Origin of the sequence: Paraburkholderia fungorum (genome assembly GCF_046027215.1) — a bacterium.
Taxonomy (GTDB): Bacteria; Pseudomonadota; Gammaproteobacteria; order Burkholderiales; family Burkholderiaceae; genus Paraburkholderia; species Paraburkholderia fungorum_D.
This window is the reverse complement of sequence record NZ_JAQQEN010000001.1, coordinates 886,262-911,476: the sequence shown is the minus strand read 5'-3', so window position 1 is coordinate 911,476 and position 25,215 is coordinate 886,262. Positions and strand designations below refer to the sequence as shown.

General features: G+C 63.6%; 22 protein-coding genes. 9 read left to right on the top strand and 13 right to left on the bottom strand.

Annotated elements, in window-relative coordinates; genetic code table 11:
* Window positions 1-128: 128 nt before the first annotated feature.
* On the top strand, window positions 129-1,448 hold the full coding sequence (locus PQR27_RS04070; RefSeq protein WP_408522436.1) for an MFS transporter: 1,320 nt from the start codon (window positions 129-131) through the stop codon (window positions 1,446-1,448).
* A gap of 162 nt (window positions 1,449-1,610) precedes the next feature.
* Here PQR27_RS04070 and PQR27_RS04065 read toward each other — a convergent pair whose 3' ends face one another.
* The 3 genes from PQR27_RS04065 to hemC are packed head-to-tail and all read right to left on the bottom strand — an operon-like array spanning window position 1,611 to window position 5,826.
* Window positions 1,611-2,801 carry a heme biosynthesis protein HemY gene (locus PQR27_RS04065; RefSeq protein WP_408522435.1) on the bottom strand — a complete coding sequence of 397 codons (1,191 nt, stop codon included), beginning with the start codon at window positions 2,799-2,801 and terminating at the stop codon, window positions 1,611-1,613.
* A gap of 2 nt (window positions 2,802-2,803) precedes the next feature.
* Complete coding sequence (gene hemDX / locus PQR27_RS04060; protein WP_408522434.1) at window positions 2,804-4,822, bottom strand: fused uroporphyrinogen-III synthase HemD/membrane protein HemX; 2,019 nt, start codon at window positions 4,820-4,822, stop codon at window positions 2,804-2,806.
* Entirely contained in the window at window positions 4,822-5,826 is a 1,005-nt protein-coding gene (gene hemC, locus PQR27_RS04055; protein ID WP_408522432.1) for a hydroxymethylbilane synthase, read from the bottom strand. The genes hemDX and hemC overlap by 1 nt, the downstream gene beginning before the upstream one ends.
* A gap of 396 nt (window positions 5,827-6,222) precedes the next feature.
* Here hemC and ppc point away from each other — a divergent pair, with 396 nt between their 5' ends.
* Window positions 6,223-9,384: a phosphoenolpyruvate carboxylase gene (ppc, locus tag PQR27_RS04050; RefSeq protein WP_408522431.1), complete on the top strand. Its 3,162-nt coding sequence runs from the start codon at window positions 6,223-6,225 to the stop codon at window positions 9,382-9,384.
* Window positions 9,385-9,472: 88 nt separating this feature from the next.
* Here ppc and PQR27_RS04045 read toward each other — a convergent pair whose 3' ends face one another.
* Both PQR27_RS04045 and PQR27_RS04040 read right to left on the bottom strand, forming a co-directional pair.
* Entirely contained in the window at window positions 9,473-9,778 is a 306-nt protein-coding gene (locus PQR27_RS04045) for a hypothetical protein (protein WP_408522430.1), read from the bottom strand.
* 151 nt (window positions 9,779-9,929) lie between these two features.
* Window positions 9,930-10,685: a class I SAM-dependent methyltransferase gene (locus tag PQR27_RS04040; RefSeq protein ID WP_408522429.1), complete on the bottom strand. Its 756-nt coding sequence runs from the start codon at window positions 10,683-10,685 to the stop codon at window positions 9,930-9,932.
* Window positions 10,686-10,824: 139 nt separating this feature from the next.
* Between PQR27_RS04040 and PQR27_RS04035 the strand changes: the two genes are divergently transcribed.
* From PQR27_RS04035 to PQR27_RS04015, 5 genes are all read left to right on the top strand, one after another.
* Complete coding sequence (locus PQR27_RS04035; RefSeq protein WP_408522428.1) at window positions 10,825-11,637, top strand: helix-turn-helix transcriptional regulator; 813 nt, start codon at window positions 10,825-10,827, stop codon at window positions 11,635-11,637.
* 122 nt (window positions 11,638-11,759) lie between these two features.
* On the top strand, window positions 11,760-13,166 hold the full coding sequence (argH, locus tag PQR27_RS04030; RefSeq protein ID WP_408522427.1) for an argininosuccinate lyase: 1,407 nt from the start codon (window positions 11,760-11,762) through the stop codon (window positions 13,164-13,166).
* A gap of 474 nt (window positions 13,167-13,640) precedes the next feature.
* Complete coding sequence (locus PQR27_RS04025) at window positions 13,641-14,063, top strand: energy transducer TonB family protein (RefSeq protein ID WP_408525400.1); 423 nt, start codon at window positions 13,641-13,643, stop codon at window positions 14,061-14,063.
* Window positions 14,064-14,390: 327 nt separating this feature from the next.
* Complete coding sequence (locus tag PQR27_RS04020) at window positions 14,391-15,698, top strand: MFS transporter (RefSeq protein ID WP_408522426.1); 1,308 nt, start codon at window positions 14,391-14,393, stop codon at window positions 15,696-15,698.
* A 234-nt stretch (window positions 15,699-15,932) separates the two neighbouring features.
* Window positions 15,933-16,112 (top strand): hypothetical protein, encoded by a 180-nt coding sequence (locus PQR27_RS04015; RefSeq protein WP_408522425.1) that lies wholly within the window; start codon window positions 15,933-15,935, stop codon window positions 16,110-16,112.
* A 105-nt stretch (window positions 16,113-16,217) separates the two neighbouring features.
* Here the strand turns inward: PQR27_RS04015 and PQR27_RS04010 are convergent, their stop codons facing one another.
* Window positions 16,218-16,358 (bottom strand): hypothetical protein, encoded by a 141-nt coding sequence (locus PQR27_RS04010; protein ID WP_408522424.1) that lies wholly within the window; start codon window positions 16,356-16,358, stop codon window positions 16,218-16,220.
* A 743-nt stretch (window positions 16,359-17,101) separates the two neighbouring features.
* Window positions 17,102-18,106, bottom strand: a complete 1,005-nt coding sequence (gene waaC, locus PQR27_RS04005) for a lipopolysaccharide heptosyltransferase I (protein ID WP_408522423.1) — start codon at window positions 18,104-18,106, stop codon at window positions 17,102-17,104.
* Between the two features lie 210 nt (window positions 18,107-18,316).
* Between waaC and PQR27_RS04000 the strand changes: the two genes are divergently transcribed.
* Window positions 18,317-19,735 carry a chloride channel protein gene (locus PQR27_RS04000; RefSeq protein WP_408522422.1) on the top strand — a complete coding sequence of 473 codons (1,419 nt, stop codon included), beginning with the start codon at window positions 18,317-18,319 and terminating at the stop codon, window positions 19,733-19,735.
* Window positions 19,736-19,966: 231 nt separating this feature from the next.
* Here the strand turns inward: PQR27_RS04000 and minE are convergent, their stop codons facing one another.
* The 6 genes from minE to PQR27_RS03970 all read right to left on the bottom strand — a co-directional run bounded on the left by minE (window position 19,967) and on the right by PQR27_RS03970 (window position 23,999).
* Complete coding sequence (minE, locus tag PQR27_RS03995) at window positions 19,967-20,221, bottom strand: cell division topological specificity factor MinE (RefSeq protein WP_408522421.1); 255 nt, start codon at window positions 20,219-20,221, stop codon at window positions 19,967-19,969.
* A gap of 14 nt (window positions 20,222-20,235) precedes the next feature.
* Window positions 20,236-21,051 carry a septum site-determining protein MinD gene (minD, locus tag PQR27_RS03990; RefSeq protein WP_063495093.1) on the bottom strand — a complete coding sequence of 272 codons (816 nt, stop codon included), beginning with the start codon at window positions 21,049-21,051 and terminating at the stop codon, window positions 20,236-20,238.
* A 104-nt stretch (window positions 21,052-21,155) separates the two neighbouring features.
* Window positions 21,156-21,995 (bottom strand): septum site-determining protein MinC, encoded by an 840-nt coding sequence (minC, locus tag PQR27_RS03985; RefSeq protein WP_408522420.1) that lies wholly within the window; start codon window positions 21,993-21,995, stop codon window positions 21,156-21,158.
* A gap of 166 nt (window positions 21,996-22,161) precedes the next feature.
* Complete coding sequence (locus tag PQR27_RS03980; protein ID WP_408522419.1) at window positions 22,162-22,695, bottom strand: GNAT family N-acetyltransferase; 534 nt, start codon at window positions 22,693-22,695, stop codon at window positions 22,162-22,164.
* Window positions 22,696-22,902: 207 nt separating this feature from the next.
* Window positions 22,903-23,688, bottom strand: coding sequence for a type I methionyl aminopeptidase (gene map, locus PQR27_RS03975; protein WP_408522418.1), 786 nt, complete (start codon window positions 23,686-23,688; stop codon window positions 22,903-22,905).
* Between the two features lie 185 nt (window positions 23,689-23,873).
* Window positions 23,874-23,999, bottom strand: a complete 126-nt coding sequence (locus PQR27_RS03970; RefSeq protein ID WP_408522417.1) for a hypothetical protein — start codon at window positions 23,997-23,999, stop codon at window positions 23,874-23,876.
* A gap of 184 nt (window positions 24,000-24,183) precedes the next feature.
* Here PQR27_RS03970 and PQR27_RS03965 point away from each other — a divergent pair, with 184 nt between their 5' ends.
* The gene (locus PQR27_RS03965; RefSeq protein ID WP_408522416.1) at window positions 24,184-25,164 is read left to right on the top strand and encodes a ferritin-like domain-containing protein; all 981 of its coding nucleotides are present in this window, start codon (window positions 24,184-24,186) and stop codon (window positions 25,162-25,164) included.
* Window positions 25,165-25,215 lie beyond the last annotated feature (51 nt).

Sequence of the window (25,215 nt, the reverse complement as noted above, 5' to 3'; positions counted from 1 at the left end):
CAACGGGCCGCGGGGGTGCGGCCCACTCCCGGGTCGGTGTTTTCCCCGGTATGACCGTGCAAACAAGCTGGCACGGATAGAATCAATCGACGTCGGTACTTCATTTCCACAAGAAAAGAGGAGACAAAATGGCTAGTCCCGCAAATCCGCTCCACCATCCCGGCGCGGGTGCGCCACCTTCCACGTTCGAAGAGGCCACCTATCGCAAGGTCACGTGGCGGCTCGCACCGCTGCTGATGCTCTGCTACGTGGTCGCCTATCTCGACCGCGTGAACGTCGGCTTCGCCAAGCTGCAGATGACCAGTGACCTCGGTTTGAGCGACGCGGTGTACGGCTTCGGCGCGGGGATCTTCTTCCTCGGCTATTTCATCTTCGAAATTCCGAGCAACGTGATCCTGCACAAAGTGGGCGCACGCGTGTGGATTGCGCGGATCATGGTGTCGTGGGGCGTGATCTCCATGCTGACCATGTTCATCACCACGCCGACCATGTTCTATGTGATGCGCTTCCTGCTCGGTCTCGCCGAAGCGGGCTTCTTCCCCGGCATCATTCTGTATCTCACCTACTGGTATCCGTCGCATCGGCGCGGCCGCATGACCACCTGGTTCATGACCGCGATCGCTTTATCAGGCGTGATCGGCGGCCCGGTGTCGGGCTACATCCTCAAGAGCTTCAACGGTATGAACGGCTGGCACGGGTGGCAATGGCTGTTCCTGCTCGAAGGGATTCCGTCGGTGATCGTCGGCATCATGGTGTTCCTGATGCTGGATGACCGCATCTCGAAGGCTAAGTGGCTCACCAAAGAAGAGCAACGGTTGCTCGAAAGCCACGTGTCCGCCGAAGAAGCCACCAAGCACGATATGCCGATCCGTCAGGTGCTCACCAGCGGCCGCGTGCTGATGCTGAGCCTCACCTACTTCTCGTTCGTGATGGGTCTGTATGGCGTGAGCTTCTGGCTGCCGACCATCATCAAGGCGACCGGCGTGACCGATGCATTCATGATCGGCATTCTGTCCGCGATTCCGTTTGCTGCGGCGGTGGTGGCGATGGTGTTCGTCTCGCGCAGCGCGGACAAAAAGCGCGAGCGGCGCTGGCATATCGCGTTGCCGGCCTTCGCGGGCGCCGTCGGCCTCGTGCTTTCCGTGGTCTGGGCGCACAACACGGTGCTGGCCATGGCCTCGCTCACGCTCGCGACCATGGGCATTCTGACCACCCTGCCGCTGTTCTGGAGTCTGCCGACAGCGATCCTCGCCGGCACGGGCGCGGCGGCTGGTATCGCGATGATCAATTCGATCGGCAATCTGGCGGGCTTTCTTAGCCCGTATGCGGTGGGCTGGCTCAAACAGGCCACCGCCGCGAACGATTCCGGCATGTATATGCTGGCGGCGTTCATGGTGCTCGGTGGTCTGCTGGCGATCAGCGTGCCCGCGAAGATGGTCAACCGGTAAAGCAGCCCTTCGTGAAGTAAGACAGTAAGCGCCGTCAACAGAAACGTTCTGCGTCACGTTTCGAGTACAAACAAAAAGCCCCCGCATCTTGCGATGCCGGGGGCTTTTTCCTTGCCGCTTCCCGTTGGGTCTTAGCCACCCAACGCAGCCCGGAACACAGCGTCAAACGATATTCATCGCCAACGCGCTCTCGCGATAGTGCTGGCTCGCCTTATCCGCATCACCCAGCTGCTCATGCAAACGCGCCAATGCGCGATGCGAGCGAATCTTCAGCGTCTCGTTGTCCGCGAGTTTCAGCGCGCGTTCGAGGAACGATTGCGCCTTGCCCCAGAGTTGCTGATGCAGGCACAAACGGCCCAGCGCGAACATCAGGTCAGCATCTTCCGGACGATCCTTCTGCCACGCCTCGGCCTTCTGGATCAGCGGCAACGCATCGCCCCCGGTCGTGTCCGGATAACGGCGCAGCAAGCGCGCGTCCCAGTTCTGCGCCAGCGCTTCCTCGACGATCTTGCGCGCCTCTTGCGGACGATTCAGCGCCACCAGCAACTCGGCCGCAAGATCCGCGAGGCGCGGAGAATGACGCTCGGTTGCCGACAGCGAACTCCACAACTCCAGCAACGCATCGGCGTTATGGCGCCGGTCACGCAGCAGGTTTTCCGCCGCCAGCTGACGCAGACGCACCGCCACCGCCGGATGAATCGCCTCGCGTTTTTCCAGCGTCTTGACGAGCTTGAGCACCTCGCTCCAGTTCTTCAATTGCTGTTGCGCGCGCAACATGATCTGCTGCGCGTGAATCCGCCGCGAGCCCTGCGACTGCATTTCGGTCAGTGCGGTCAGTGCGCCGTCCGCGTCGCGGCCGTCAGCGCGCATGTCGGCGGTGGCCATCAGGCGGGCATCCTGCCAGTCGGCTTCGTCGATCCGCGCGAGCCATTCGTCGCGCCGTGCATATTCACGCATGCGATGCGCCGCGGTAGCCGCGATCAAACCGGCCGCGCCCTTGTTGTCGCCATTCGTCAGCGCGTCTTTCGCGGCTTTTTCCGCGCGCGAAAAGCGCCCGGCGTACAGGTTGCCAATCGCGTCACGCAGCGCGGCATGCGCCTTCGCGACCCGCGAGCGTGCACGATACGCGGCCACCCGCTGCGGCATGCGCCAGATATTGCGCACGATGCGCAGCAGTGCGTACATCAGGATGAACAGCACCACCAGTCCGACCACGAACAGATTCAGCGAGAGGTCGACGCGATACGGCGGATAGATCAGCAGCACCTGCCCCGTGTCGAAGCGCCCGACTACCGCCAGCACCACGGCGATGACGAACAGCAACGCAAGCCATAGAAGTCCCCGGATCGCCATGATTAACCTCGGCTCCGGTATTGATTGACGGCTTGCAGGCTCGTATTCAGATTCGGCACCTCAACCGCGGCGGAGCCCGCATCCACCTGCTTGACCAGATCGACGACGGTTTGCGTCTTCTTCGACGTGTTGTCGAAGTAGCGCGTGAGCGCGGCTTGCGCCGCCTGCAGATCGGACTTCAGCGTGGTCTGGTTGCGCGAGAGCAGCGCGAGGCGCGCCGACAGGAGACGCATCTTCAGATTCTCGCGCACGAAGTAGCCCTGATCGGGCGTGACGAGCATGGCGTCGGCGTTGTCGATGCGACGTACCTGCACGAGGCTGGTCAGTTGCTGGCCGATGCCGGTCGTGACTTCGCGCCACCACACTTTCCAGCGCGGCTCGCCGGTGGCCGCGGCCACCTTCGCCGTGTCGGCCCACGTCGCGGCATGCGGCGTGGCATGCGCGATCGGCGCTTCGCCCGAGAGCGGTAGCGCGTCGATCTGGTCGATCGCGTTGTCGAGCTTGATGGCCAGACCCGTGAGGTCGGTGGACGGTGCCGCCTTCAGCTTGTCGATATCCTGCGCGATCGCCTTGCGCACAACCATCACCTGCGCGCCGTCCGACGCGGCAAGCCGCGTGTCCGCGCTTTGCAGCGCGAAGAGCGCGAGTTGCGTATTGCCGGTGAGCTGCAGTTGCTGGCTCGCAGCCGAGAGCATCTGACCGACTTCGGCGAGCGTCCAGTCGTCGCGATTACGCGCGAGATCGGCGTATTGCTGCTGCAAGGCCTGCTGCGCGCCTTGCGCGTCGGCGAGCTTGCCTTCGAGTTGCGCGACCTGCGAATCGGACTGATGAACCGTGGCCAGCGCCTGATCGGTCTTGATGCGCAGTTCGTTGGTCTGCGTGTCGTTGGCTTGCTGGCGCTGCGCGAGTTGCTGCTCCGTGCGCTCCACCTTGCGATTGAGCGCATAGCCACCCACGCCCGCCGCACAGGCGATGATCACGACGACAAACCACAGCAGCGGTCCGCTCGCGCTGTGGCGCTTTTGCGCTTCGTAGGGCGTGAAGGGTTGATTCGGCGGCAACGCAGCGGTCGCGGCCGGCTGGGGTGAAGCGTTCGTGGATGCGTTCGTTTCAGTCATGCGTGATTTAGCCGGTGAATGAGCCGGGTTGGACGGTACCGGTTGAACTACGGTCGGAACGGCGGCAAGCAAGGCGCGGGCAATACGATCGTCGCCCGCACCGGACACCGTAATGCTATCAAAACCCAATGCCCGCGCGGTCTGCGCAATACGGGGATGCGGCATCACGAGCGCGGCGTGCTTCAGGTGCGCAATTTCGTCTGCCGTGAGATGGTCCTGGGCGAGTTCGTGCAGATTGCGCACGCCTTCCGAACTGGTGAGCAACCAGGCATGCGGTTCACCGGCAAGCAATGCATGCACGCGCGCCCAGCCGCCAATCGACGGTTCCGGCACAAGACGACGATAGGCCGCCACCGTCTCGACTTCGGCGCCGGCTTCGCGCAAGCGGTCCGCGAGCCATTCGCGGCCGCCGTCGCCACGCACGATCAGCACGCGCTTGCCTTCGAGCGACGCGGCGCCGAGCTCGGCATCGAGCGCGGCAAACAGGCCCTCGGAGTCGAAGCGCGCCGTGTCGTCATCGGCATCGGACAGCGGGCTGATGACCTTGTACGCCGGCGTGGCGACACCGTGCCGCATCAGCGCCTGCACGCTGCCCGGGCCGACCACGCCGATCGGCAGCGCATGCGGCCAGATCGCGCCGCTGTGGGCAAACGCGTGATCGATCGCATTCGGCGACACGAACACCACCAGCGCATAACGCTCGAGCGATGCCAACGCGGCGCGCAACGGCGCGTCGTCCGTGACGGGCGCAATGTCGATCAGGGGGAAGTCGAGTGTGGCGACGCCGGCCGCCGCGAGTCGCGCAATCAGTTCGTTCGACTGACCGGCCGGTCGCGTAATCACGACCGTAAACGCCGCCTTGTCAGCGGATGAAGATGCGTTGCCGGAGATATCGGCCGCCATCACTCGCCGGTCACCGCGCTGTCCGCCGCGTTGGCGGCCGGCCCGCTCGCTGCGCTGAGCGCGCGAACGATCTCCATCGCGCCTTGCGCTTCGAGCGCGCTCGCCACTTCCTGGCCGAGCGCCATCGCGCGGTCGACGCTCGGCGCGGGCGCCGACGCCTGTGCGCTCAACACGCGCTGGCCATCGGGCGTGGCGACGATGCCGCGCAGATGCAATGCGCCGTCACGCCAGGTCGCGTAGGCCGCGAGCGGCACTTCGCAACTGCCGCCGAGCGCGCGCGACACCATCCGCTCCGCTTCGACGGCCGCTGCCGTGTGTTCGTGATGTAAAGGCGCGAGCCATGCCGCGAGTTCGACGCGATCGGCGCGGATCTCGATGCCGAGCGCGCCCTGCCCCGCTGCGGGCAAGCTGTCTTCGGGATCGAGCAGCGCGCGGATGCGCTCGCCAAGACCCAGACGTTTGAGGCCGGCCGCCGCCAGAATGATCGCCGCATAGTCGCCGCGATCGAGTTTCGCCAGACGGGTATCCAGATTGCCGCGCAACGGCCGCACTTCGAGATGCGGATAACGCATCCGCAGCATCGCTTCGCGGCGCAGGCTCGACGTGCCGGCCACCGCGCCCGCGGGCAACGCCGCGAGCGAGTCGTAGTGGTTGGACACCAGCGCGTCGCGCGGATCTTCGCGCTCCATGATGGTGGACAGCGCAAAGCCTGCCGGCAGCGTCATCGGTACGTCTTTGAGCGAGTGCACGGCCAGATCGGCGCGGCCATCGGCCAGCGCGGCTTCCAGTTCCTTCACGAAGAGGCCCTTACCACCCACCTTCGACAACGTGCGATCGAGAATTTGATCGCCACGTGTTGTCATCCCGAGGATTTTTACGTCACAAGATGGATATAATTTGTGCAGCGCACATCGCACATGCTCCGCCTGCCACATGGCAAGGCGGCTTTCTCGCGACGCAATCACAAGCGTGTGGGGTGGCGCAGATAACGTCTCGGTGTTCATTAGCTTGCTGATCGAATGACGGGATGTAATAACAATCAATGTTAGCACGCGACCCCGTGTCACCTGGCACGCAGGAGCGCCGTGCCGAAGCGGTATTGACGGAGGAGACGGACCCCGCGCAGCGCGCGCCTGCCCCATCCCAGCCTGTTCACGCACGGTCGTTCGCGCACCGGGCCGCGGCATGCGGGATGATGCAGTGCGGCGCACCGTGTGATTCGCGGCCATCCTCTCCGGCGTATCGCCATCGGCGCACACCGCTATCGTGCAGTCCCAAGTGCAGTCCCAAGTGCAGTCCCAAGTGCAGTCCCAAGTGCAGTCTCAAGCGCAGTTCCTGGTGCAGTCCCGCAGTAGCAGTTCATCACTCAACAGACCCTGGCTTCCCTGAGGAAACCCATCGTGACGTCTTCCGGATCGGCGCGCCCTGCCCGCCGCAACACTGCATCGCCCAACGCACAAGCGGCCGACGCCGCCGTCGCGCCCACCGCTTCCGCCGTTCAGGCCGCATCGGCCAAACGCGCTGCCAAGGCAGCCAAAGCTACGACGACTAGCAAGGCCACCAAGGCTGTCAAAACCGCGCAGGCCGCCACGGCCGCCAAAGCGCTCAAACCGGCCAAGGCCAAATCCACGAAGACGAAAGCCGTGACAGGCGCAGTCACCAGCCAAGCCGCCGCGCCGCAAGCCGCCAAAACACCGAAGCTGCAAGCCGTTTCGAAAGACACTGTCGCGCCGGCGCCGAAAGGCGGCCGTACGCGTGAAGACAAGGATCATCCGCTGTTCCAGGACATCCGTTATCTCGGACGCCTGCTTGGCGACGTGCTGCGCGAGCAGGAAGGCGATACGGTGTTCGACGTGGTCGAGACGATCCGCCAGACCGCCGTGCGCTTTCGCCGCGAAGACGACAGCGCCGCCGCGCAGACGCTCGACAAGAAACTGCGCTCGTTGAGCCCGGAGCAAACGGTCAGCGTGGTGCGCGCGTTCAGCTATTTCTCGCACCTCGCGAATATTGCCGAAGACCGCCACCGCAATCGCCGTCACCGGATTCACGCGCTGGCCGGTTCGACCTCGCAGCCAGGCACCGTCGCGCACGCGCTCGAGCGGCTCGTCGAAGCGGGCGCCGCCGCGACGCCGGTGTTGCAGCAGTTCTTCAACGAAGCGCTGATCGTGCCGGTGCTGACCGCGCACCCAACCGAAGTGCAGCGCAAGAGCATTCTCGATGCGCAGCACGACGTCGCGCGCCTGCTCGCCGAACGCGATCAGCAACTGACCGATCGCGAACGCGCGCAAAACGAAACAATGCTGCGCGCACGCGTCACGTCGCTGTGGCAAACGCGCATGCTGCGCGACTCGCGCCTGACAGTCGGCGATGAAATCGAAAACGCGCTGTCGTATTACCGCGCCACCTTCCTCGAAGAAATCCCGGCGCTCTACGCCGACATCGAAGAGGCGCTCCGCGAGCACGGCCTCGCCGCGCGCCTGCCGCCGTTCTTCCAGATGGGCAGCTGGATCGGCGGCGACCGCGACGGCAATCCCAACGTCACCGCCGAAACGCTCGAACACGCGATCACCCGCCAGGCCGCGGTGATCTTCGAACACTACATGGAACAGGTGCACAAACTCGGCGCCGAACTGTCGGTGTCGAATCTGCTGGCCGGCGCGAGCGACGCGCTGAAAGAACTCGCGGCCGCCTCGCCCGACCAGTCGCCGCACCGCACCGACGAGCCGTACCGCCGCGCGCTGATCGGCATGTACACGCGGCTCGCGGCAAGCGCACGCGTGCGTCTCGGCGAAGGCAGCGTGCCGGTGCGCAGCGCGGGCCGCGGCGCGGCGCCGGTGCGCGCCAAACCGTATGACGATGCCGCCGAATTCGTGCGCGATCTGCACGTGCTGATCGATTCGCTCGGCGAGCACCACGGCGCGCCGTTGGCCGCGCCGCGCCTGTCGCCGCTCGCGCGCGCCGCCGAAGTATTCGGCTTCCACCTGGCGAGCATCGACCTGCGCCAGAGCTCCGACATTCATGAAGCCGTGATCGCCGAGTTGCTCAAACGCGCGGGCGTCGAAGAAGACTATGCGTCGCTGTCCGAAGCGGACAAGCTCACCGTGCTGCTCGCCGAACTGGCGCAGCCGCGTCCGCTGCGTCTGCCCTATGCCGAGTATTCCGATCTCGTGAAGAGCGAGCTCGGCGTGCTCGAAGAAGCCCGCGTCACGCGCGAGAAATTCGGCGCGCGCGCGGTGCGCAACTACATCATTTCGCACACGGAGACCGTCAGCGATCTGGTCGAAGTGATGTTGCTGCAGAAAGAAACCGGTCTGCTGCATGGCCGTCTGGGCGATGCGAACGACCCGGCCAAGGCAGGCCTGATGGTGGTCCCACTGTTCGAGACGATCCCCGACTTGCGCAACGCGCCGCACATCATGCGCGATCTGATCGCGCTGCCGGGTGTCGATGCGCTGATCGACCATCAGGGCAACCAGCAGGAAGTCATGCTCGGCTATTCGGACAGCAACAAGGACGGCGGCTTCCTCACATCCAACTGGGAGCTGTATCGCGCCGAACTCGCGCTGGTGTCGCTCTTTAACGAACGCGGCGTGACGCTGCGCCTGTTCCATGGACGCGGGGGCACCGTTGGCCGTGGCGGCGGTCCGACCTATCAGGCGATTCTGTCGCAGCCGCCGGGCACCGTCGACGGACAGATCCGTTTGACCGAGCAAGGCGAAGTGATCGCCAGCAAGTTCGGCAATCCGGAAATCGGCCGGCGCAATCTGGAAACGGTTGTGGCTGCGACGCTCGAAGCCTCGCTCCTGCCGCACGGCAATGCGCCGACGACGGAACTGCCCGTGTTCGAAGGGACCATGCAGCAATTGTCCGACGCGGCAATGGCGTCGTATCGCGCGCTGGTCTATGAAACGCCGGGCTTCAAGGAGTATTTCTTCGAGTCGACGCCGATCTCGGAGATCGCCGAACTGAATATCGGCAGCCGTCCGGCGTCGCGCAAACTGCAGGACCCGAAGCAACGCAAGATCGAAGATCTGCGCGCCATTCCATGGGGCTTCTCGTGGGGCCAATGCCGTTTGCTGCTGACCGGCTGGTACGGGTTCGGCAGCGCGGTAGCCGCGCATCTGGACAGCGCGCCTTCCGACGCCGAGCGCGCACGCCGTCTGTCGCTGCTCAAGAAGATGCACAAGACCTGGCCGTTCTTCTCGAACCTGCTTTCGAACATGGACATGGTGCTGGCGAAGACCGACCTCGCGGTCGCCTCGCGTTACGCGGCGCTCGTGTCCGACAAGAAGCTGCGCAAGCACGTGTTCGAACGGATCGTCGCGGAATGGGAGCGCACCTCCAAGGTGTTGTCGGAAATCACCGGCAAGAGCGAGCGTCTTGCGGAGAACCCGCTGCTCGCGCGTTCGATCAAGAACCGCTTCCCGTATCTCGACCCGCTCAATCACTTGCAAGTGGAGTTGCTCAAGCGTTACCGCGCGGGCGATACCAACGCGCGCGTGCGGCGCGGGATTCATTTGAGCATCAACGGGATTGCGGCGGGACTGCGCAACACGGGCTAGTTCGGGCTAATTCGCTCTGATTGGCAGACCCTCAGCTGGCCAGATTCGTCGGCTGGCTGAGGGTCGAACACACGAAGCCGGGCCCGGGTCAATTCACCGCGCCCGGCTTCGGCCTTTCCGGCACCGGAATGTTGAGCTTGAGGGGCGGATTCTGACGCGCCTCATCGCGTCTGCTGAACGCGTCCTGTTCGGCCTGCTTGCGGGGATCATAGCCCCGCGCGCCGCCGAAAACCGAGCCGGGCATCGCCGTGCCGAAACGCCCCTCCGGGTCGTGCGAATAGTCGCCCTGGCCACGATAAACGGAACGCGGCATCTCCCGATTGGGCTCACCATAACCTTCCGCAACAAGCTCAAATTGGGAAGTTTGTGAAAACGCCCCGAGCGGCAGCAGCATTAACATCGCACAAAAGAGCCGACGTATCATTTGCGCACCTCCGGATTACTTAGCAATCCGCAGCGTATCACGGCGAATACGCCCTGTTTTTTTGGGATGAATGTGTGGGCGATTTGGCCGCAGCACCACGGCTGCGGCCTGACGCTGGCGATCAGTGCGCCTCGACCATCAGCGCGTCGAGCTTGAAAGAACCGTCGTCCTGCACGTCGTAATACTGGCGCACCTCATCCGGTGCATTGCTCCACAGCGAACGGATCGCCACCACGCGCGGCTCCGGCGTGCGCATGCGCGCCACCCACGAACTGAACTCGATGTCGATGCGCCAGCGCTCGCGAATCGCCGCCTTGAAGCCGGCTGCTTCGAAGAACGCGATCCATTCGTCGGCGCGGTAGTCGCGGATATGCGAGCCATCGCGCAGCACTTCGACCGCCTGAATGTGCGTGTCGAGCAATGGGTGCTCCGCACCGGCGATGTCGATGAACAGCACCTTGCCGCCCGGCTTGAGCACCCGGCGCACCTCGGCCAGCGCGAGCGGCACGTCGTGCCAATGATGCGCGCTCATCCGGCTGATGACCCAGTCGAACGCGTGATCGTCGAACGGCAGCTTTTCGGCGGCGCCCTGCTGCGTGCGGATGTTGGCGAGGCCGCGATCCCGGGCTGCGCCCTCGACGGTGGCGAGCATTTGCGGCGCGATATCGTACGCGACGACTTCTTTGGCGTGCGGCGCTACGGCGAAACTCGCGTGGCCCGCGCCGCAACCCATGTCGAGAACGGTCGCACCCGACGTCGCCGCCGCGATCTGTTCGGCCAGCGTCCGCAGATCGGCGCCGGTGGCATGCGTCTGACTCGTCAAATAGGCGGCGGCGGTCGAGCCGAACGCGTCGGCGACTTGATCGTGATGCTTCATGGAAGGCTCCGGTTGTGTAAGTGGGGGTCGGACCGGAACGCCGTGCGCCGCTCCAGCCGTTACAATAGAACCCGCCGTGTACCAGTACAAGTTAAGCAATTATTCTGGTATCGAAAACACCCCTGCCAATCCGATCAGAATGACCACGCCGTCCTCAGTCGACCACCCGCCGCCGCTCGATGCCACGCCCGCGCGTGCGCTCGGCGACTTCATCCGCGCGCACCGCGAACGGCTCTCGCCGCAAGCGGTCGGTCTGCCGCCCGGTCCGCGCCGCCGCACGCCCGGCCTGCGGCGCGAGGAAGTCGCGCAGTTGTGCGGCGTGAGTCCGACCTGGTACACGTGGATCGAACAGGGGCGGCCGGTGTCCGCTTCCGCCGACGCGCTCGCGCGCATCGCCGTCGCGCTGCAACTGTCGCGTGCCGAACGAGCCTATCTGTTCGAACTGGCCGCCCAGCGCGATCCGGCCGAGCCTGATCCGGCGGCCGCCGACGCGCCCGCCACGCTGCTTGAAACCGTCCAACTGGTGAGCGCACCGGCCTATGTGCTCGACCGGCAATGGAACGCGCTCGCGTGGAACGAGCGCGCCGCCGACCTGTTCGTCGGCTGGCTGGACGGCGCGCACGACCGCAATCTGCTGCGCTACACGTTCACCGAGCCCGCCGGGCGGGAGCTGATCGTCGACTGGGAAACGCGCGCGCGGCGTCTCGCCGCCGAATTCCGCGCCGACTCGATCCGCCACCTGAACGACGCGCCCACCCGCGCGCTGATCGACTCGCTGACCGCCGCGAGCGACGAATTCGCGCGCTTCTGGGCGTCGCAGGACGTCGGCGGCCGGGAAGGCGGCCGGCGCGAATTCGACCATCCGCGCGACGGCCGCCTCGTGTACGACCAGATCACCTTCAAACCCGCGCATCGCGAAGATCTGAAGCTGGTGGTGCTGGTGCGGGAATGAGCACCGCCCGCCGGTGTTAAAATCGCTGTCTTTCCTTGCTTCGGCGGCGCTTCAACGGCAATACGAACATCGCGAACGCCGTCCGCCTCTTCACCGTCTTCACCGCTCAACTGCCAAACACCATGACGTCCCAACTGCACAAAAAAGGCGAAGCCTGGTCGGCTCGCTTCTCGGAGCCGATGTCGGAGCTCGTCAAACGCTATACGTCGTCGGTTTTCTTCGACAAGCGTCTGGCGCTGGTCGATATCGAAGGGTCGCTTGCGCACGCCTCGATGCTGGCCGCGCAGAAGATCATCGCCGCCGACGACCTCGCCGCGATCCAACACGGGATGGTGCAGATCAAGGGTGAAATCGAGCGTGGTGAGTTCGAGTGGCAACTCGACCTGGAAGATGTGCACCTGAACATCGAGGCGCGCCTGACCGCGCTGATCGGTGACGCCGGCAAGCGCCTGCATACCGGCCGCTCGCGTAACGACCAGGTCGCGACCGACATCCGTCTGTGGCTGCGCGGCGAGATCGACCGGATCGGCGGCCTGCTGACGGATCTGCGCACCGCCCTGATCGACATGGCGGAACAGAACGTGTCGACCATCATGCCGGGCTTCACGCACCTGCAAGTCGCGCAACCGGTGACGTTCGGCCATCACCTGCTGGCCTACGTCGAAATGTTCTCGCGCGACGCCGAGCGCATGATCGATTGCCGCAAGCGCGTGAATCGTCTGCCGCTGGGCGCGGCGGCGCTCGCCGGCACCAGCTATCCGATCGACCGCCACGCCGTGGCCAAAACGCTCGGCTTCGACGGCATCTGCGCGAACTCGCTCGACGCGGTGTCCGACCGCGACTTCGCGATCGAATTCACGGCGGCGTCCGCACTCGTGATGACGCACGTGTCGCGCTTCTCGGAAGAACTCGTGCTGTGGATGAGCCCGCGCGTCGGCTTTATCGATCTGGCCGACCGCTTCTGCACCGGCTCGTCGATCATGCCGCAAAAGAAGAACCCGGACGTACCGGAACTGGCGCGCGGCAAGACCGGCCGCGTGAACGGCCATCTGATGGCTTTGCTGACGCTGATGAAAGGCCAGCCGCTCGCGTACAACAAAGACAACCAGGAAGACAAGGAGCCGCTGTTCGATACCGTCGATACGGTTGCGGATACGCTGCGCATCTTCGCCGAAATGGTCGCCGGCATCTCGGTGAAGCCGCAAGCCATGCGCGACGCTGCGTTGCAAGGCTTCTCCACGGCAACCGATCTCGCCGACTACCTCGTCAAGCGCGGCCTGCCGTTCCGCGACGCGCACGAAGCGGTGGCGCTGGCGGTGCGCGTGTGCGTCGATCGCGGCTGCGATCTGGCGGATCTGACGCTCGAGGAAATGCGCACCGAACTGCCGAACGTCGCGCATCTGATCGGTGAAGACGTGTTCTCGTATCTGACGCTGGAAGGTTCGGTGGCAAGCCGCAACCATGCGGGCGGCACGGCACCCGGGCAAGTGCTCGCGGCGGCGAAAGCGGCACGCGAAGCACTGAAGTAAAACACACCGCATAGTGCGTTCTGCGCGCTGTGCCCAGAAAGGCGAACTCGGCAACGGGTTCGCCTTTTTTGCTTTCAGCGCTGCAATGTGCAAAGCGCCGCAGCCAAAAGAAAGCCCGCGCGAAGCGGGCTAAATGAAAGACTTCCACCGATGCCTCCCGAAAGAGGCCATCAGAGTGTAGGCGCGTTTTTAGCGCAGAGGAATCCGGTCATATTTCAGGCTATTACAAGGCATGCAAACAGGCATGCAAACGAACGAACCACGGGCGAACGCCAATTGAATCCTGGCGGATTTTGACTACCATCGAGTTAGACCCTGCCCCGTGTTCCTACGACGATGCCGAGCCGCACGCGTCACCTTCATCGCCTGCTTCTACGCTTCAATGCGCGCTTGAATGCACGCTTGAATGCACGCGTCAACGCGTCCCTATCGCATGCGCGCAACGCCACGTTAGCGACCGCTTTGCTGCTCGCCATGGCCGCCTGCACGATTACGCCGCCGCAACGCCCGCTTGTCACCACACCGGCCGCGGCTGTCAACAGTGCGACGCTCGACCAATACCGCAGCGCCGTCGCCAAACGCATCCTCGAACGCAATCCGTCCTATGTGCTGCGTGGCACGCCGCAGGCGATGCTGCGCTCGCTGGTGGTGGTGTCGTTCACGGTCGACCGCAACGGACAGCTGGTGGCGTCGTCGGTGTATCGCACCAATGGCGACGATGAAGCCGAAAGCACGGCGCTCGCCACCCTGCGGCGTGCCGCGCCGCTGCCGCAACCGCCGGGCAAGTTGCTGAACGGACGCGGACAGATCGAACTGTTCGAAGACTGGCTTTTCAACGACGACGGCAAATTCCAGCTGCGCACATTCGCCTCGCCGCAAGCGCAGACCATCGACTGAACGCAGCGCAACCTTGCTGCGCCGCAGCCGCGCTCGTTATAATTTTCCGATTCCCTGCGCCGGAGCCCTCCGGCACGGCTCATGCCGCCCGCGTACCCGTCGGCGCGGCGCGAGTCCGATTGCAGCGCCGCCGCGCCACCCGTGCGCGCCGCCGGTTGCCGTTGTAAGCTGTCGCTGCATAGCCCGTGCCGCGCATGACCTTCGCGTCAGCGCAAGGCCCTCAAACACACCGAATCACACGAACCTAAACAAAGATGCCGTCTGAACACGCGCCGCCTGCCTGTGAATTGCGGCGCCCAGCGGCACCACGACATATGGAGACCCTGCATGTCCACTTCGCCGATTTCCGCGGCCCAGCCCGATGCGGCCGGGAAGAACAGTAGTACGCGGATCATTTTCGCGAGCTTTATCGGCACCGCAATCGAGTTCTACGATTTCTACGTCTACGCAACCGCTGCGGCGCTCGTCATCGGGCCGGTGTTTTTCCCGCACGGCTCGGCAACCGCGCAGGCCTTGTCGGCCTTCGTCACGTTCGGCATCGCGTTCGTCGCGCGGCCGATCGGCTCGTTCCTGTTCGGCCACTTCGGCGATCGCATCGGCCGTAAATCGACGCTGGTCGCCTCGCTGCTCGTGATGGGTGTGTCCACCACGCTGATCGGTCTCGTGCCGGGCTACGATTCGATCGGCAGTCTCGCGCCGATCCTGCTGTGCGTGCTGCGCTTCGGCCAGGGTATCGGCCTCGGCGGCGAATGGGGCGGCGCGGCATTGCTCGCCACCGAGAACGCGCCGGCCGGCAAACGCGGCTGGTTCGGGATGTTCCCGCAGCTTGGACCGTCGATTGGATTTCTGGCGTCCAACGGTCTGTTCTTCGGCCTGGCTTTATCGCTGACAGACGAGCAATTCCGCAGTTGGGGCTGGCGCGTGCCGTTCCTGGTTAGCGCAGTGCTGGTCGCGCTCGGCTTGTACGTGCGGCTGAAAATCGCGGAAACGCCGGCCTTCCGGGCCGCGATCGAACGCAAGGAACGCGTGAAGGTGCCGATCGCCACGCTGCTCTCGCAGCACTGGGTGCCGACGCTGCTCGGCGCGCTGGCGATGGTGGTCTGCTACACGCTGTTCTATAACGCCACGACGTTTTCGCTGTCGTATGGTGTGTCGGTACTGAAGATTCCGCGCCCCACCTTCCTCGGCCTGTTGTGTATCGCCGTGGTCTTCATGGCGCTCGCCACGCCGTTGTCGGCCTGGGCCAGCGACCGCTATGGCCGCAAGCCGGTGCTGATCGTCGGCATCATCGCGGCGATCCTGTCGGGCTTCACCATGGCGCCGTTGCTCGGCAGCGGACAGACACCGCAGGTGTTGCTGTTCCTCGTGATCGAACTGTTCCTGATGGGCGTGACCTTCGCGCCGATGGGTGCGTTGCTGCCGGAACTGTTTCCGACCAACGTGCGCTATACCGGTGCAGGCGTCTCGTACAACCTCGGCGGGATCCTCGGCGCGTCGGTGGCACCGTATATCGCCCAGGTGCTGGCGGCGCACGGCGGGCTGCCGTGGGTGGGCGCTTATGTGTCGATCGCGGCGGCGGTCAGCATGATTGGCGTGCTGTGCATGCGCGAAACGCGCGATACGCAGTTGATGTAAACAGGCTGGCTGTATCGCCGGCCTGATCGTATCTTTTTTCGATGTCGCCCAGTGCGTGTTGGTCTGCACTGCGGGTTTGCACTGCAAGTTTGCACTGCGGCGGCTTCGAGTCACATTCCTTTCCGCGGGACTCCCCGTTCGCCGTGTTGACCTGAGTAAATCCCCTGCCTTGCGCGTCTTTTTGACTTGCCTATACTCGACTTCAATAACCCTACGGCGAGCAGGGAGGCTCCGATGAATGTTCATCTCCACAACGCTGACGTCGTCATGATCATCGCGCTGGCGTTGCTGTGTTCGCTGCTGCTGGCATTGCGCTTTCGCCCGGCGACATGGAAGGGCATCGTCGTGGAAGCGGTGGCCGCCAACGCGGCTGCAATCGCTGCCGTAGTCGCATTCGAAATGCTGCTGGCCTGAGTTGTCGAACCTGAGCACCCGGCCTCACGAGACGGGTTGAACCGGATTGGCAATGCGTAGCCGCGCAATCCGGCACGACAGGCGCTGGTCAGGCGCCTCGAGCCGTTAGCGATAGTAGTAGCCACCACCGTGGTGGTAGTAACCACCGCCACCGTAGTAATAACCAGGCGCCGGCGCGACGATGCAGCCACCAAGGGCCGTCGCGAGTAAGGTGCCGGCCAGCAGAGTCAGGATTAAGCGTTTCATATTTGTTCTCCCTTCGAGTCAGAGTCATTCGAGCCAAACCCCCGAATAACTCGATTGAACACGATGTCGTCTCGCTCGAACGTTGCGATATGTAAGGGAAGATCACCACGGTGTTACACGATGGCGCGTCGTAATCGGGCGCCGGCAAAGGGCCGCATCGACAGCGTTACATCAGACAAAACCAGCGCCTATACTGGATTGAGTACATGTTGTGGGCGCATGCCCTGCCGGCGGCGTTTGCACGGGTCAGAGCGCGAATGAAGGGTATCGAATCAAAGCGCTGACGCAAGCTCGCGATCAGCCGTGAACCGAAAAACAGGCGTGTCTGAGGAATTAGGCACTCAACGAAAAGCGACAGATTTAACAGGCGTGTAATGCACGACTCATGCACGACTCACGCACGACGCACATGACGCCATCCTGAACACAGCACGAACGGCTGCGGGGCGCCGAAGTGCGGCACAGCAATGCGCCGGCACGACACTCGCGCTGCTTGCCATGAAGACGAACCATTGAACCAGACGGCGAAGCGCCGGTCTTTCCAGAATGGAGTCGGTCACTGATGTGACCGCTCAGTGCATTACCCGATGTGTGGATTGCAGCGATTCCTCTCCGCCCGTAGTTCCCCGACACGGGCGTTTTTCGGAGGCGTTCCGTGGCAGCGCTCGTTTGATTGAGCGGACTGCGCGTCGCGCCTCTTTTCTTTTGAGCAAACGATTGCGCGACGGCGCGGGAAGCAGCGCTCAGGCGGCGGCTGCGCCAGGTTGCACTTCAACGGGATTTGGGCGGCTATGCACGTAATTGATCGCCTCAAGTGCATCGCTGACTGATGGCACCGCGCGGCCGTCGCCGATCGAGATTGAGCGGAACGGCGACTCGATTCCGCAATGATCCGGCGAGGTGGCCACGAAGATCATCACGGTGCGCTTCTGCAACGCGTGCGCGAGGTGGACAAAGCCAGTATCGGTGCCGACCACCAGTGCGCAGGCATCGATCATCTGCGCGATTTCGGTCACGGTCATTCTCGACAGGACCTTCGCCCCCGGCACCTGCGAAGCGATTTGCTCCGCTTCTGCCCGCTCGCCTTCCGAGCCCCACGGCAACACGACCTGAAAACCGCGCTGTGCCAACTCGCGGCCAATCTCCGCCCAGTGCCCGATCGGCCACTTCTTGTCGTCTTTGGAGGTAGCGTGAAACAGCGCCGCGACCGGCCCGCTATCAGCCGCGAACGGCCTGACGGCCGGCTCGGGCAAGCGCAGATTGTAGACAGCCGGACCTTTGACCTCATAACCCAAGGCCTCGCCTGTGCTGATACGCATGCCATGCCACGCGTTGCATTGCGGACGCGGGCCGAAACGGCCCGTGTAGGCAAACGCGGCGCCGCGCTCACCGAGGTCCTGGGCCTGATAGCCGATGCGCTGCGACGAACGGGCCAGAAACGCGATGATCGCGCTCTTGTAAACGCCATGAATATCGACGATGAAGTCGTAGCGATACGCACGCAGTTCGGCGATCGATGCCGCGATCGCCTTGAAGTCGGCCCAGCGGCGCGCTTTCTTGAAGCGGCGCAGCGGCGCGCTCAGCACGCGATCGACGCCCTGGCACCAATGCACCATTTCGGCGAATGCTTCGTCAGCCGCCCAGTCCACCTGAACGCCAGGAAACTCGCGTTTGATGTCGGCGACGACCGGGAGCGCTTGCACGATATCGCCGAGGGACGTGACCTTGACGATAAGGACTCGCTTCATTGAGGACCTTTTAGTTGTTCGAACGTCAAAGCATTTTAGCCGACGATTGAAATAAGCATTGCCTAGGGACGCAGCCGGCTATGCGGCGCTTAATACGACCTATTACATGCATGTCTTACGAACATCCCTTTTACTACATTTCAGAATACTTTCACACAGTTATACCCATGCCCCGGCCGCTATAATTCAGCCTTTGCTCAGCACATACCCATGTTCCGGGAATTCCCGACTCTTTCGTCCGGCATCGTCCGCCGCGCAAAACGCCTGTGGCGGCAATACGGTATCTTCTGGCTCGGTGCGATTGCGGTCGGCCTGGTCGCCGTGCTGTACGCAAGACTGATCGACTGGGGCTACGCCGAATTTCGCGCGATGCAACACGAGCATGTCTGGGCTCCATTGATCGTCACGCCAGCGGTCGCCGCGCTCGCCGTGTGGCTCACGCGCAAATTCTTCCGCGGCGCCGAAGGCAGCGGCATTCCGCAAGTGATCGCCACCTTGCACTCGAAGCCCAGCGAATACGGCGAGCGGCTACTGTCGTTCCGGATCATGTTCGGCAAGATCGCGGTGTCGTTTCTCGCGATTCTCGGCGGCTTCACGATCGGCCGCGAAGGACCAACCGTGCAGGTAGGCGCGGCGCTGATGTTCAATCTGCGACGCCTGTACCCACGCTCGAACGCGCAGATCGAACGGCAAATGGTGCTGGCCGGCGCGGCAGCGGGTCTGTCCGCGGCATTCAACACGCCGCTCGCCGGCATCGTGTTCGCCATCGAGGAATTGACGCGCAGCTTCGAGGCGCGCGCGAGCGGCGTGCTGATCACGGCGATCATCATCGCCGGGGTGATCGCGCTCGGGATGAACGGCAACTACACCTATTTCGGCACGATCGAGATCGGTACGCACTTTCCCAAACTGCTGGCCCTCGCCGTGGTGATTACCGCCATCGTCACCGGCGTGGCCGGCGGCGTATTCGGCTGGCTGCTGCTCAACACCGCGCGCTGGATTCCGGCGCCGCTGCGTGAGTTGCACGGCGAGCGGCCCGTGGTGTTCGCCGCGCTGTGCGGTTTCGTGATCGCGGTGGTTGGGCTGATCTCGGGCGGCACCACCTTCGGCAGCGGCTATGCGGAAGCGCGCGGCCTGCTCGAGGGTCATGAACATCTCTCGGTGTTCTATCCGTTTCTCAAGATGATTTCGATGATCAGCTCCTATCTGCCGGGCATTCCGGGCGGCATCTTCGCGCCGTCGCTATCGATCGGCGCGGGCTTCGGCAATCTGCTGCACATGGTGTTCGATTCGATGCAGTTGCCAATGCTGATCGCTCTCGCGATGGTCGGCTATCTGGCCGCCGTCACGCAGTCGCCGATTACGTCGTTCGTGATCGTGATGGAGATGATCAACGGTCATGCGCTGGTGATCTCGCTGATGGCCACGGCATTGATTGCGAGCCGCGTGTCGCGTCTGTTTGCACCGCCCCTGTATGAATCGCTGGCGGAGCGCTATATGGCGCCACTGCCGCAACCGGCGCCCGCGCCGGTGCCGGAGGTGCCCGAAGTCGAAGTGCCCGAACCGGCCGCCGAACAACTCGCCGATGACACGCCCTCGGAAGACGGCACCGCCGCCCCGCGTCAGTAGACGGCAACAGCCGGCGCGCCGCGGATGTATAACGGCCGCGCCGGCACGGCGATCAGAAGGGAAGCAAGAAAACCGCAGACAGCGCGCAGAACCCGCATCCGCGCAGCGATTTGAACACCAGGAAGAACGCTGGCGCACTCCACTGCGTCACGCCTCAAGGGCGAAACGTAGCGAAGCGCGCAGCAGATGCGGTGGAACCCGCAACACAACACGCCCTGGACAGTCGGTCAGTCAGGCCTGCGGTATTTCGATCTTGACCTCGAGCACTTCGAGGTCGTCCTGGCGTTCGAGGCTCACGCGAATATCTTCATTGGAGATCTTCACGTACTTCGAAATCACGGCTACCAGTTCGCGTTGCAACGCAGGCAGGTAATCGGCGGGCGCATGGCCCCCGGCGCGCTCGTGCGCGATGATCAACTGCAAACGTTCCTTCGCTACCGACGCGGACTTCTTCTTCTCGCCCAGCAAAAACGAAAGAATCGACATTACGTGCGCTCCCCTTACTTGGTGCCGAAGAGGCGCTGCAACAGGCCCGGCTTCTGGTAATCGGTAAAGCGAAGCGACTTCTGCTCGCCGAGGAAACGCGACACCACGTCCTTGTAGGCTTCGGCGACATCGGTGCCGTCCAGATGCACCGCCGGCAAGCCCTGGTTCGACGCGTGCAGCACCGCTTCCGATTCCGGAATCACGCCGATCAGATCGATGCGCAGAATTTCCTGGATGTCGGTCAACGACAGCATTTCGCCTTCGCTAACACGCTTCGGGTTGTAGCGCGTGATCAGCAGGTGTTCCTTGATCGGCTCCTTGCTTTCGATCGCACGCTTGGTTTTCGACGACAGGATGCCGAGGATGCGGTCCGAATCGCGCACCGACGACACTTCCGGATTCGTGACGATCAGCGCTTCGTCGGCGAAGTGCATGGCCAGCAGCGCGCCCGACTCGATACCCGCAGGCGAATCGCAGACGATGAATTCGAAGTCCATCGCGATCAGGTCGTTGATGACCTTCTCGACGCCTTCCATGGTCAGCGCGTCTTTGTCACGCGTTTGCGAAGCCGGGAGGATAAAGAGGTTCTCGCACTTCTTGTCCTTGATCAGCGCCTGGTTCAGATTGGCTTCGCCCTGGATCACGTTGATCAGGTCGTACACCACACGGCGCTCGCAGCCCATGATGAGGTCGAGGTTACGCAGGCCGACGTCGAAGTCGATCACGGCGGTTTTGCTGCCGCGCAACGCGAGGGCCGATGCAAAACTCGCGCTCGTGGTCGTCTTGCCCACGCCACCCTTGCCCGAAGTCACCACAATGATTTTTGCCATTACCCTTACCTTGTGTTCGTCAAATTCGTCAATTATGTGCGGCCATATTTGCCGTGGGGCGCCGCGTATCCTGTACGTTCAGGGCGACGCGCGCTTCACGCCGATCAGGTGAGCCGCAGCGGTTCGATCATCAGTTTTTCTTCTTCGAGCCAGATCTGCACCGGCTTGCCAAGCACGTCGGCCGGCAGCGGAGTCTCCGTCGTTCGATAGATGCCCGCGATGGAGATCAGTTCCGGCTCGAGACACGTGCAGAAAATGCGCGCGTCGTGATTACCCTGCACGCCGGCCAGTGCCCGGCCGCGCAGCGGCGCGTATATATGGATGTTGCCTTCGGCGATCACTTCCGCACCGTAGCTCACCAGACCGAGCACGACCAGGTCGCCCTTCGCGTAGATACGCTGGCCCGAGCGCAGCGGCTTGTCGACCACCATGGTCTGCGATGAGGTAGCGAGCCGCACGGGCTCCGCAGCGGGCGTGGGCTCGACAGCCGCCGTGCCGCTTTCCGCCGGCGCGACGGCGGCGGCTTCGAACAGATCGGCGGGCGGCGTGGCGGTGGCAGCGGTGGCAATCGGCGCCGCAGCGGACGCATTGGCGCTGTCTTCGTCTGCGGATTTAGCCGTGGCGCCGCGACGGTCGCGCGCTTCGAGCAACGGCAGCGCGGATTCCGCCGCCCACGCCTGCTGCGCATTGGCGACCACGCCGACCGGGCGCATGCGCACGCTGTCGAGCAGTTGCGCGATGTCGGCGAGCGGCACGCGTTCGTTGTCGGCGAGGCGGCGCACATCGATCGCGACGACGTCGTTAGCGAAAAATTCGGGGGTCGCCTCGAAGCGCCGGGTCAGTTCGGTACGCATCGCGTCGAGGTCGGTTGTCTTGACCACGAACAGGAGCGTGTCGACAGAGCCGCTGCGGAGTTCGAAAAAGGGCGATTTCTTGGGCGACATAGCGTTCGGCAAAAAATTTTGCGTATTTTACAGGCGTCCACGCGGGCGGCGAGCTTTTTTGCCAATAGAGCGAGCCGCCGCGACCGCTTGGGCCGATTATTCGGCCACGGACGCTGCACAGACGCGGAAGGGACTTGAGCGGCAGGCTGCTGCACCGCTCGCGGGATCACTGCTGAAACACCTGCTCGGTGGTCGGCACGTGGCGCACCAGCAGGCTTTCCGCCTGGTCGGGCGCACGCGTGATACGGCGATGCTCGCCGGTCGGACCGAAGCCGAGCGCTTCATAAAAGCGCATCGCGTTGCGGTTGGCGTCGGCGACCCAGGCGTAAATTTCCATGGCGCCTTCGCCGGCGAGCCAGGCACTGGCGGTGTCCACCAGCAACTCGCCGCCGCGCAGATGACGCACGGCCGGCGCCACCCACAACTCGCAGACGAACGCACGGCGCGCCGCGGTGTCGTCGAAATGTGCTTCGATCAGTCCGGCGGGATGGCCCTCGGTGTAGAGGATGAAGCTGGTGGTGGAAACGGATGCGGCGTGGGCCGCCGCGGTGGCGTCGAAACTGGCGGCATCTACCGACAAGGCGTCCTCGAGCGTTTCGCCGAAGGCATAGGGCGCCTCTCGCAGCGACGCAGTACGGAGTTCGCGAAAAACGGCGCCCTGATCAGCGGCGATGCGGCGAACGGTCAATGACGGACTCATGCAGACGAAAACCCCTTGAAACCCTAAGGCGTAGCTTTAACCGAACCGGCGCGCGAGTCAAATCCTTATTTGCAGGATTGAACCAAAGCATCGATCACAGCACAAGGGCCCCGCGCACATTCCACGCAGCATCCGCACGCGCGGCCACACCCGCCACCTCGCCTGCCGGTTGCCGAGGTGCGTTCGTCGCCCTGCTGAAACCCATGCTCAGGGCGCTTCGTAGTCGCCGGTGCCGTCCGGCCACGGCGTCAGCAGCTCGTAGCCGTCTTCGGTCACGGCGATCATGTGCTCCCATTGCGCCGACAGCGACCGGTCTTTGGTGACCACCGTCCAGCCGTCGCGCAGCACCGCGGTGCCGGCGCGGCCCGCGTTGATCATCGGCTCGATCGTGAAGACCATGCCGGGCTTCAGACGCACGCCCTGTCCCGGCTGGCCATAATGCAGCACTTGCGGGTCCTCATGATAGACCTTGCCGATGCCGTGCCCGCAGTAGTCGCGCACGATCGAGAAGCCGTCGCGCTGCGCGACCTTCTGGATCGCGTAGCCGACGTCGCCGAGCGTCGCGCCCGGCTTCACCTCCCGGATACCGGCCAGCATCGCTTCGTACGTCGTGTCGATCAGCTGGCGCGCCACCGTGCTCGGCTGGCCGACGCAATACATGCGGCTGGTGTCGCCGAAGTAGCCGTCCTTGATGATCGCGACGTCGATATTGATGATGTCGCCGTCTTTCAGGATCTCGCTGCGATTCGGAATGCCGTGGCACACCACCTGGTTGACCGAGGTACAGACTGTCTTCGGAAATCCCAGATAGCCGACATTTGCCGGCACCGACTTTTGCGTATTGACAATGTAGTCGTTGCACAGTGCGTCGAGTTGCTCGGTAGAGACACCGGCCTTGACGTGCTCGCCGATCATCGCAAGCACATCGGCGGCGAGGCGGCCGGAAATGCGCAACCTGGCGATGTCGTCGGGACTCTTGTAGGAAATGGCCATGAAATTCGGTGGATGTGAGTCGATGTTTAGAGTACGCCGCGCATGCGACTCAGTGGTACGCGCTCGCGCCAGATGTGCGGAACCGGCGCTGCCGTCATGCCACTTGGTGAGCCGTCAGGCAGCTCACGCGGGCGATCAATCGGGCAATTGTACAGAGGATCGCCAAAGGGCCTGCGCGAGACGGGTCAAACTTGCTCGCCCGATGCGTTCTTCACGATGCATTCTTGCCTATGCGAACCGGTGATCAGGATCATTCGATCCCATGTTGCGGATGCACAAGGAAATCTTTTGCGAGGTTTGCATCTAGCCACGCATTCGCTCCGTAAAGACCGTTGAGGACTCGCTTCTTCTCCGTAGATTATTTAGTTCTTCTCAGAAGAACGGGGCCTCTTTGCGTCCGCGATTTACGTCACTGCGTTGCATGAGGAGCCGTTTTCCACACGCGGGCATCGTGAGTCCGCGGCATGGGCAGCGAACCATCTGAGGAGCATCGCCATGTCGGAGTCCAGCAATAAATCAGCAGAGCTTATTGACGTATTCGATCGCCGCGTCGAACGCCGTCTGCAACGCAGGCAGTTTTTTCGTAACGCCGGCGGCCTGGGGCTAGGCCTGGTCGGTGGCACGCTGATCAGCGCATGCGGCGGCGGCTCCGGATCCAGCGCGTCGGCGAGCCCCACCGCGCCGACGGATGCGGAGATCCTGAATTTCGCACTGAATCTGGAGTATCTGGAATCGCAGTTCTATACGTACGCGACGACCGGCGCGGGTCTCGCGGCCAGCATGACCACCGGCGTCGGCACGATGGGCGCAGTGATTCCCGGGCAGCAAGTGCCGTTCCAGGACCCGGTGGTCCAGGCCTACGCGAACGAGATCGCCAACGACGAACGTGAGCACGTCACCTTCCTGCGCGGCGCATTGGGAGCGTCTGCGGTGGCAATGCCCGCGATCGATATCGGCGGCACCAACCCGAACGGCGCGTTCTCGAATGCGGCGCGCGCGGCGGGTCTGGTCGGCGCGGGCGTGGCATTCAATCCGTATGCGAACGACAACAACTTCCTGCTCGGCGCGTTTATCTTCGAAGACGTCGGCGTGACGGCTTACAAGGGCGCGTCCCCGCTCATCACCAACAAGACTTTCCTGGAAGCGGCCGCCGGCATTCTCGCGGCCGAGGCGTATCACGCGGGCCTCGTGCGCACGGTGCTGTACTCAAAAGGCGTCGACACCACGAGTCTCGTCACCGCGGCCAACGCGATCTCCGCCGCGCGCAACAGCCTCGACCAGAACGGCCACGACGATCAGGGCATCACCGGCGCGACCGCCGGCACCTCGAACATCGTGCCACTCGACAGCAACGGCCTCGCCTTCAGCCGCGGCTATGGCAACGTACTCAACATCGTCTATCTGACGAGTACCATGGCGACCAAAGGTGGCTTTTTCCCGAACGGCGTGAACGGCACACTCAACATGAGTGCGTGAGGCATGCGACCTGCTGTGCCAGCTGCACCGGCAACGGGTCGCCGCGATGAC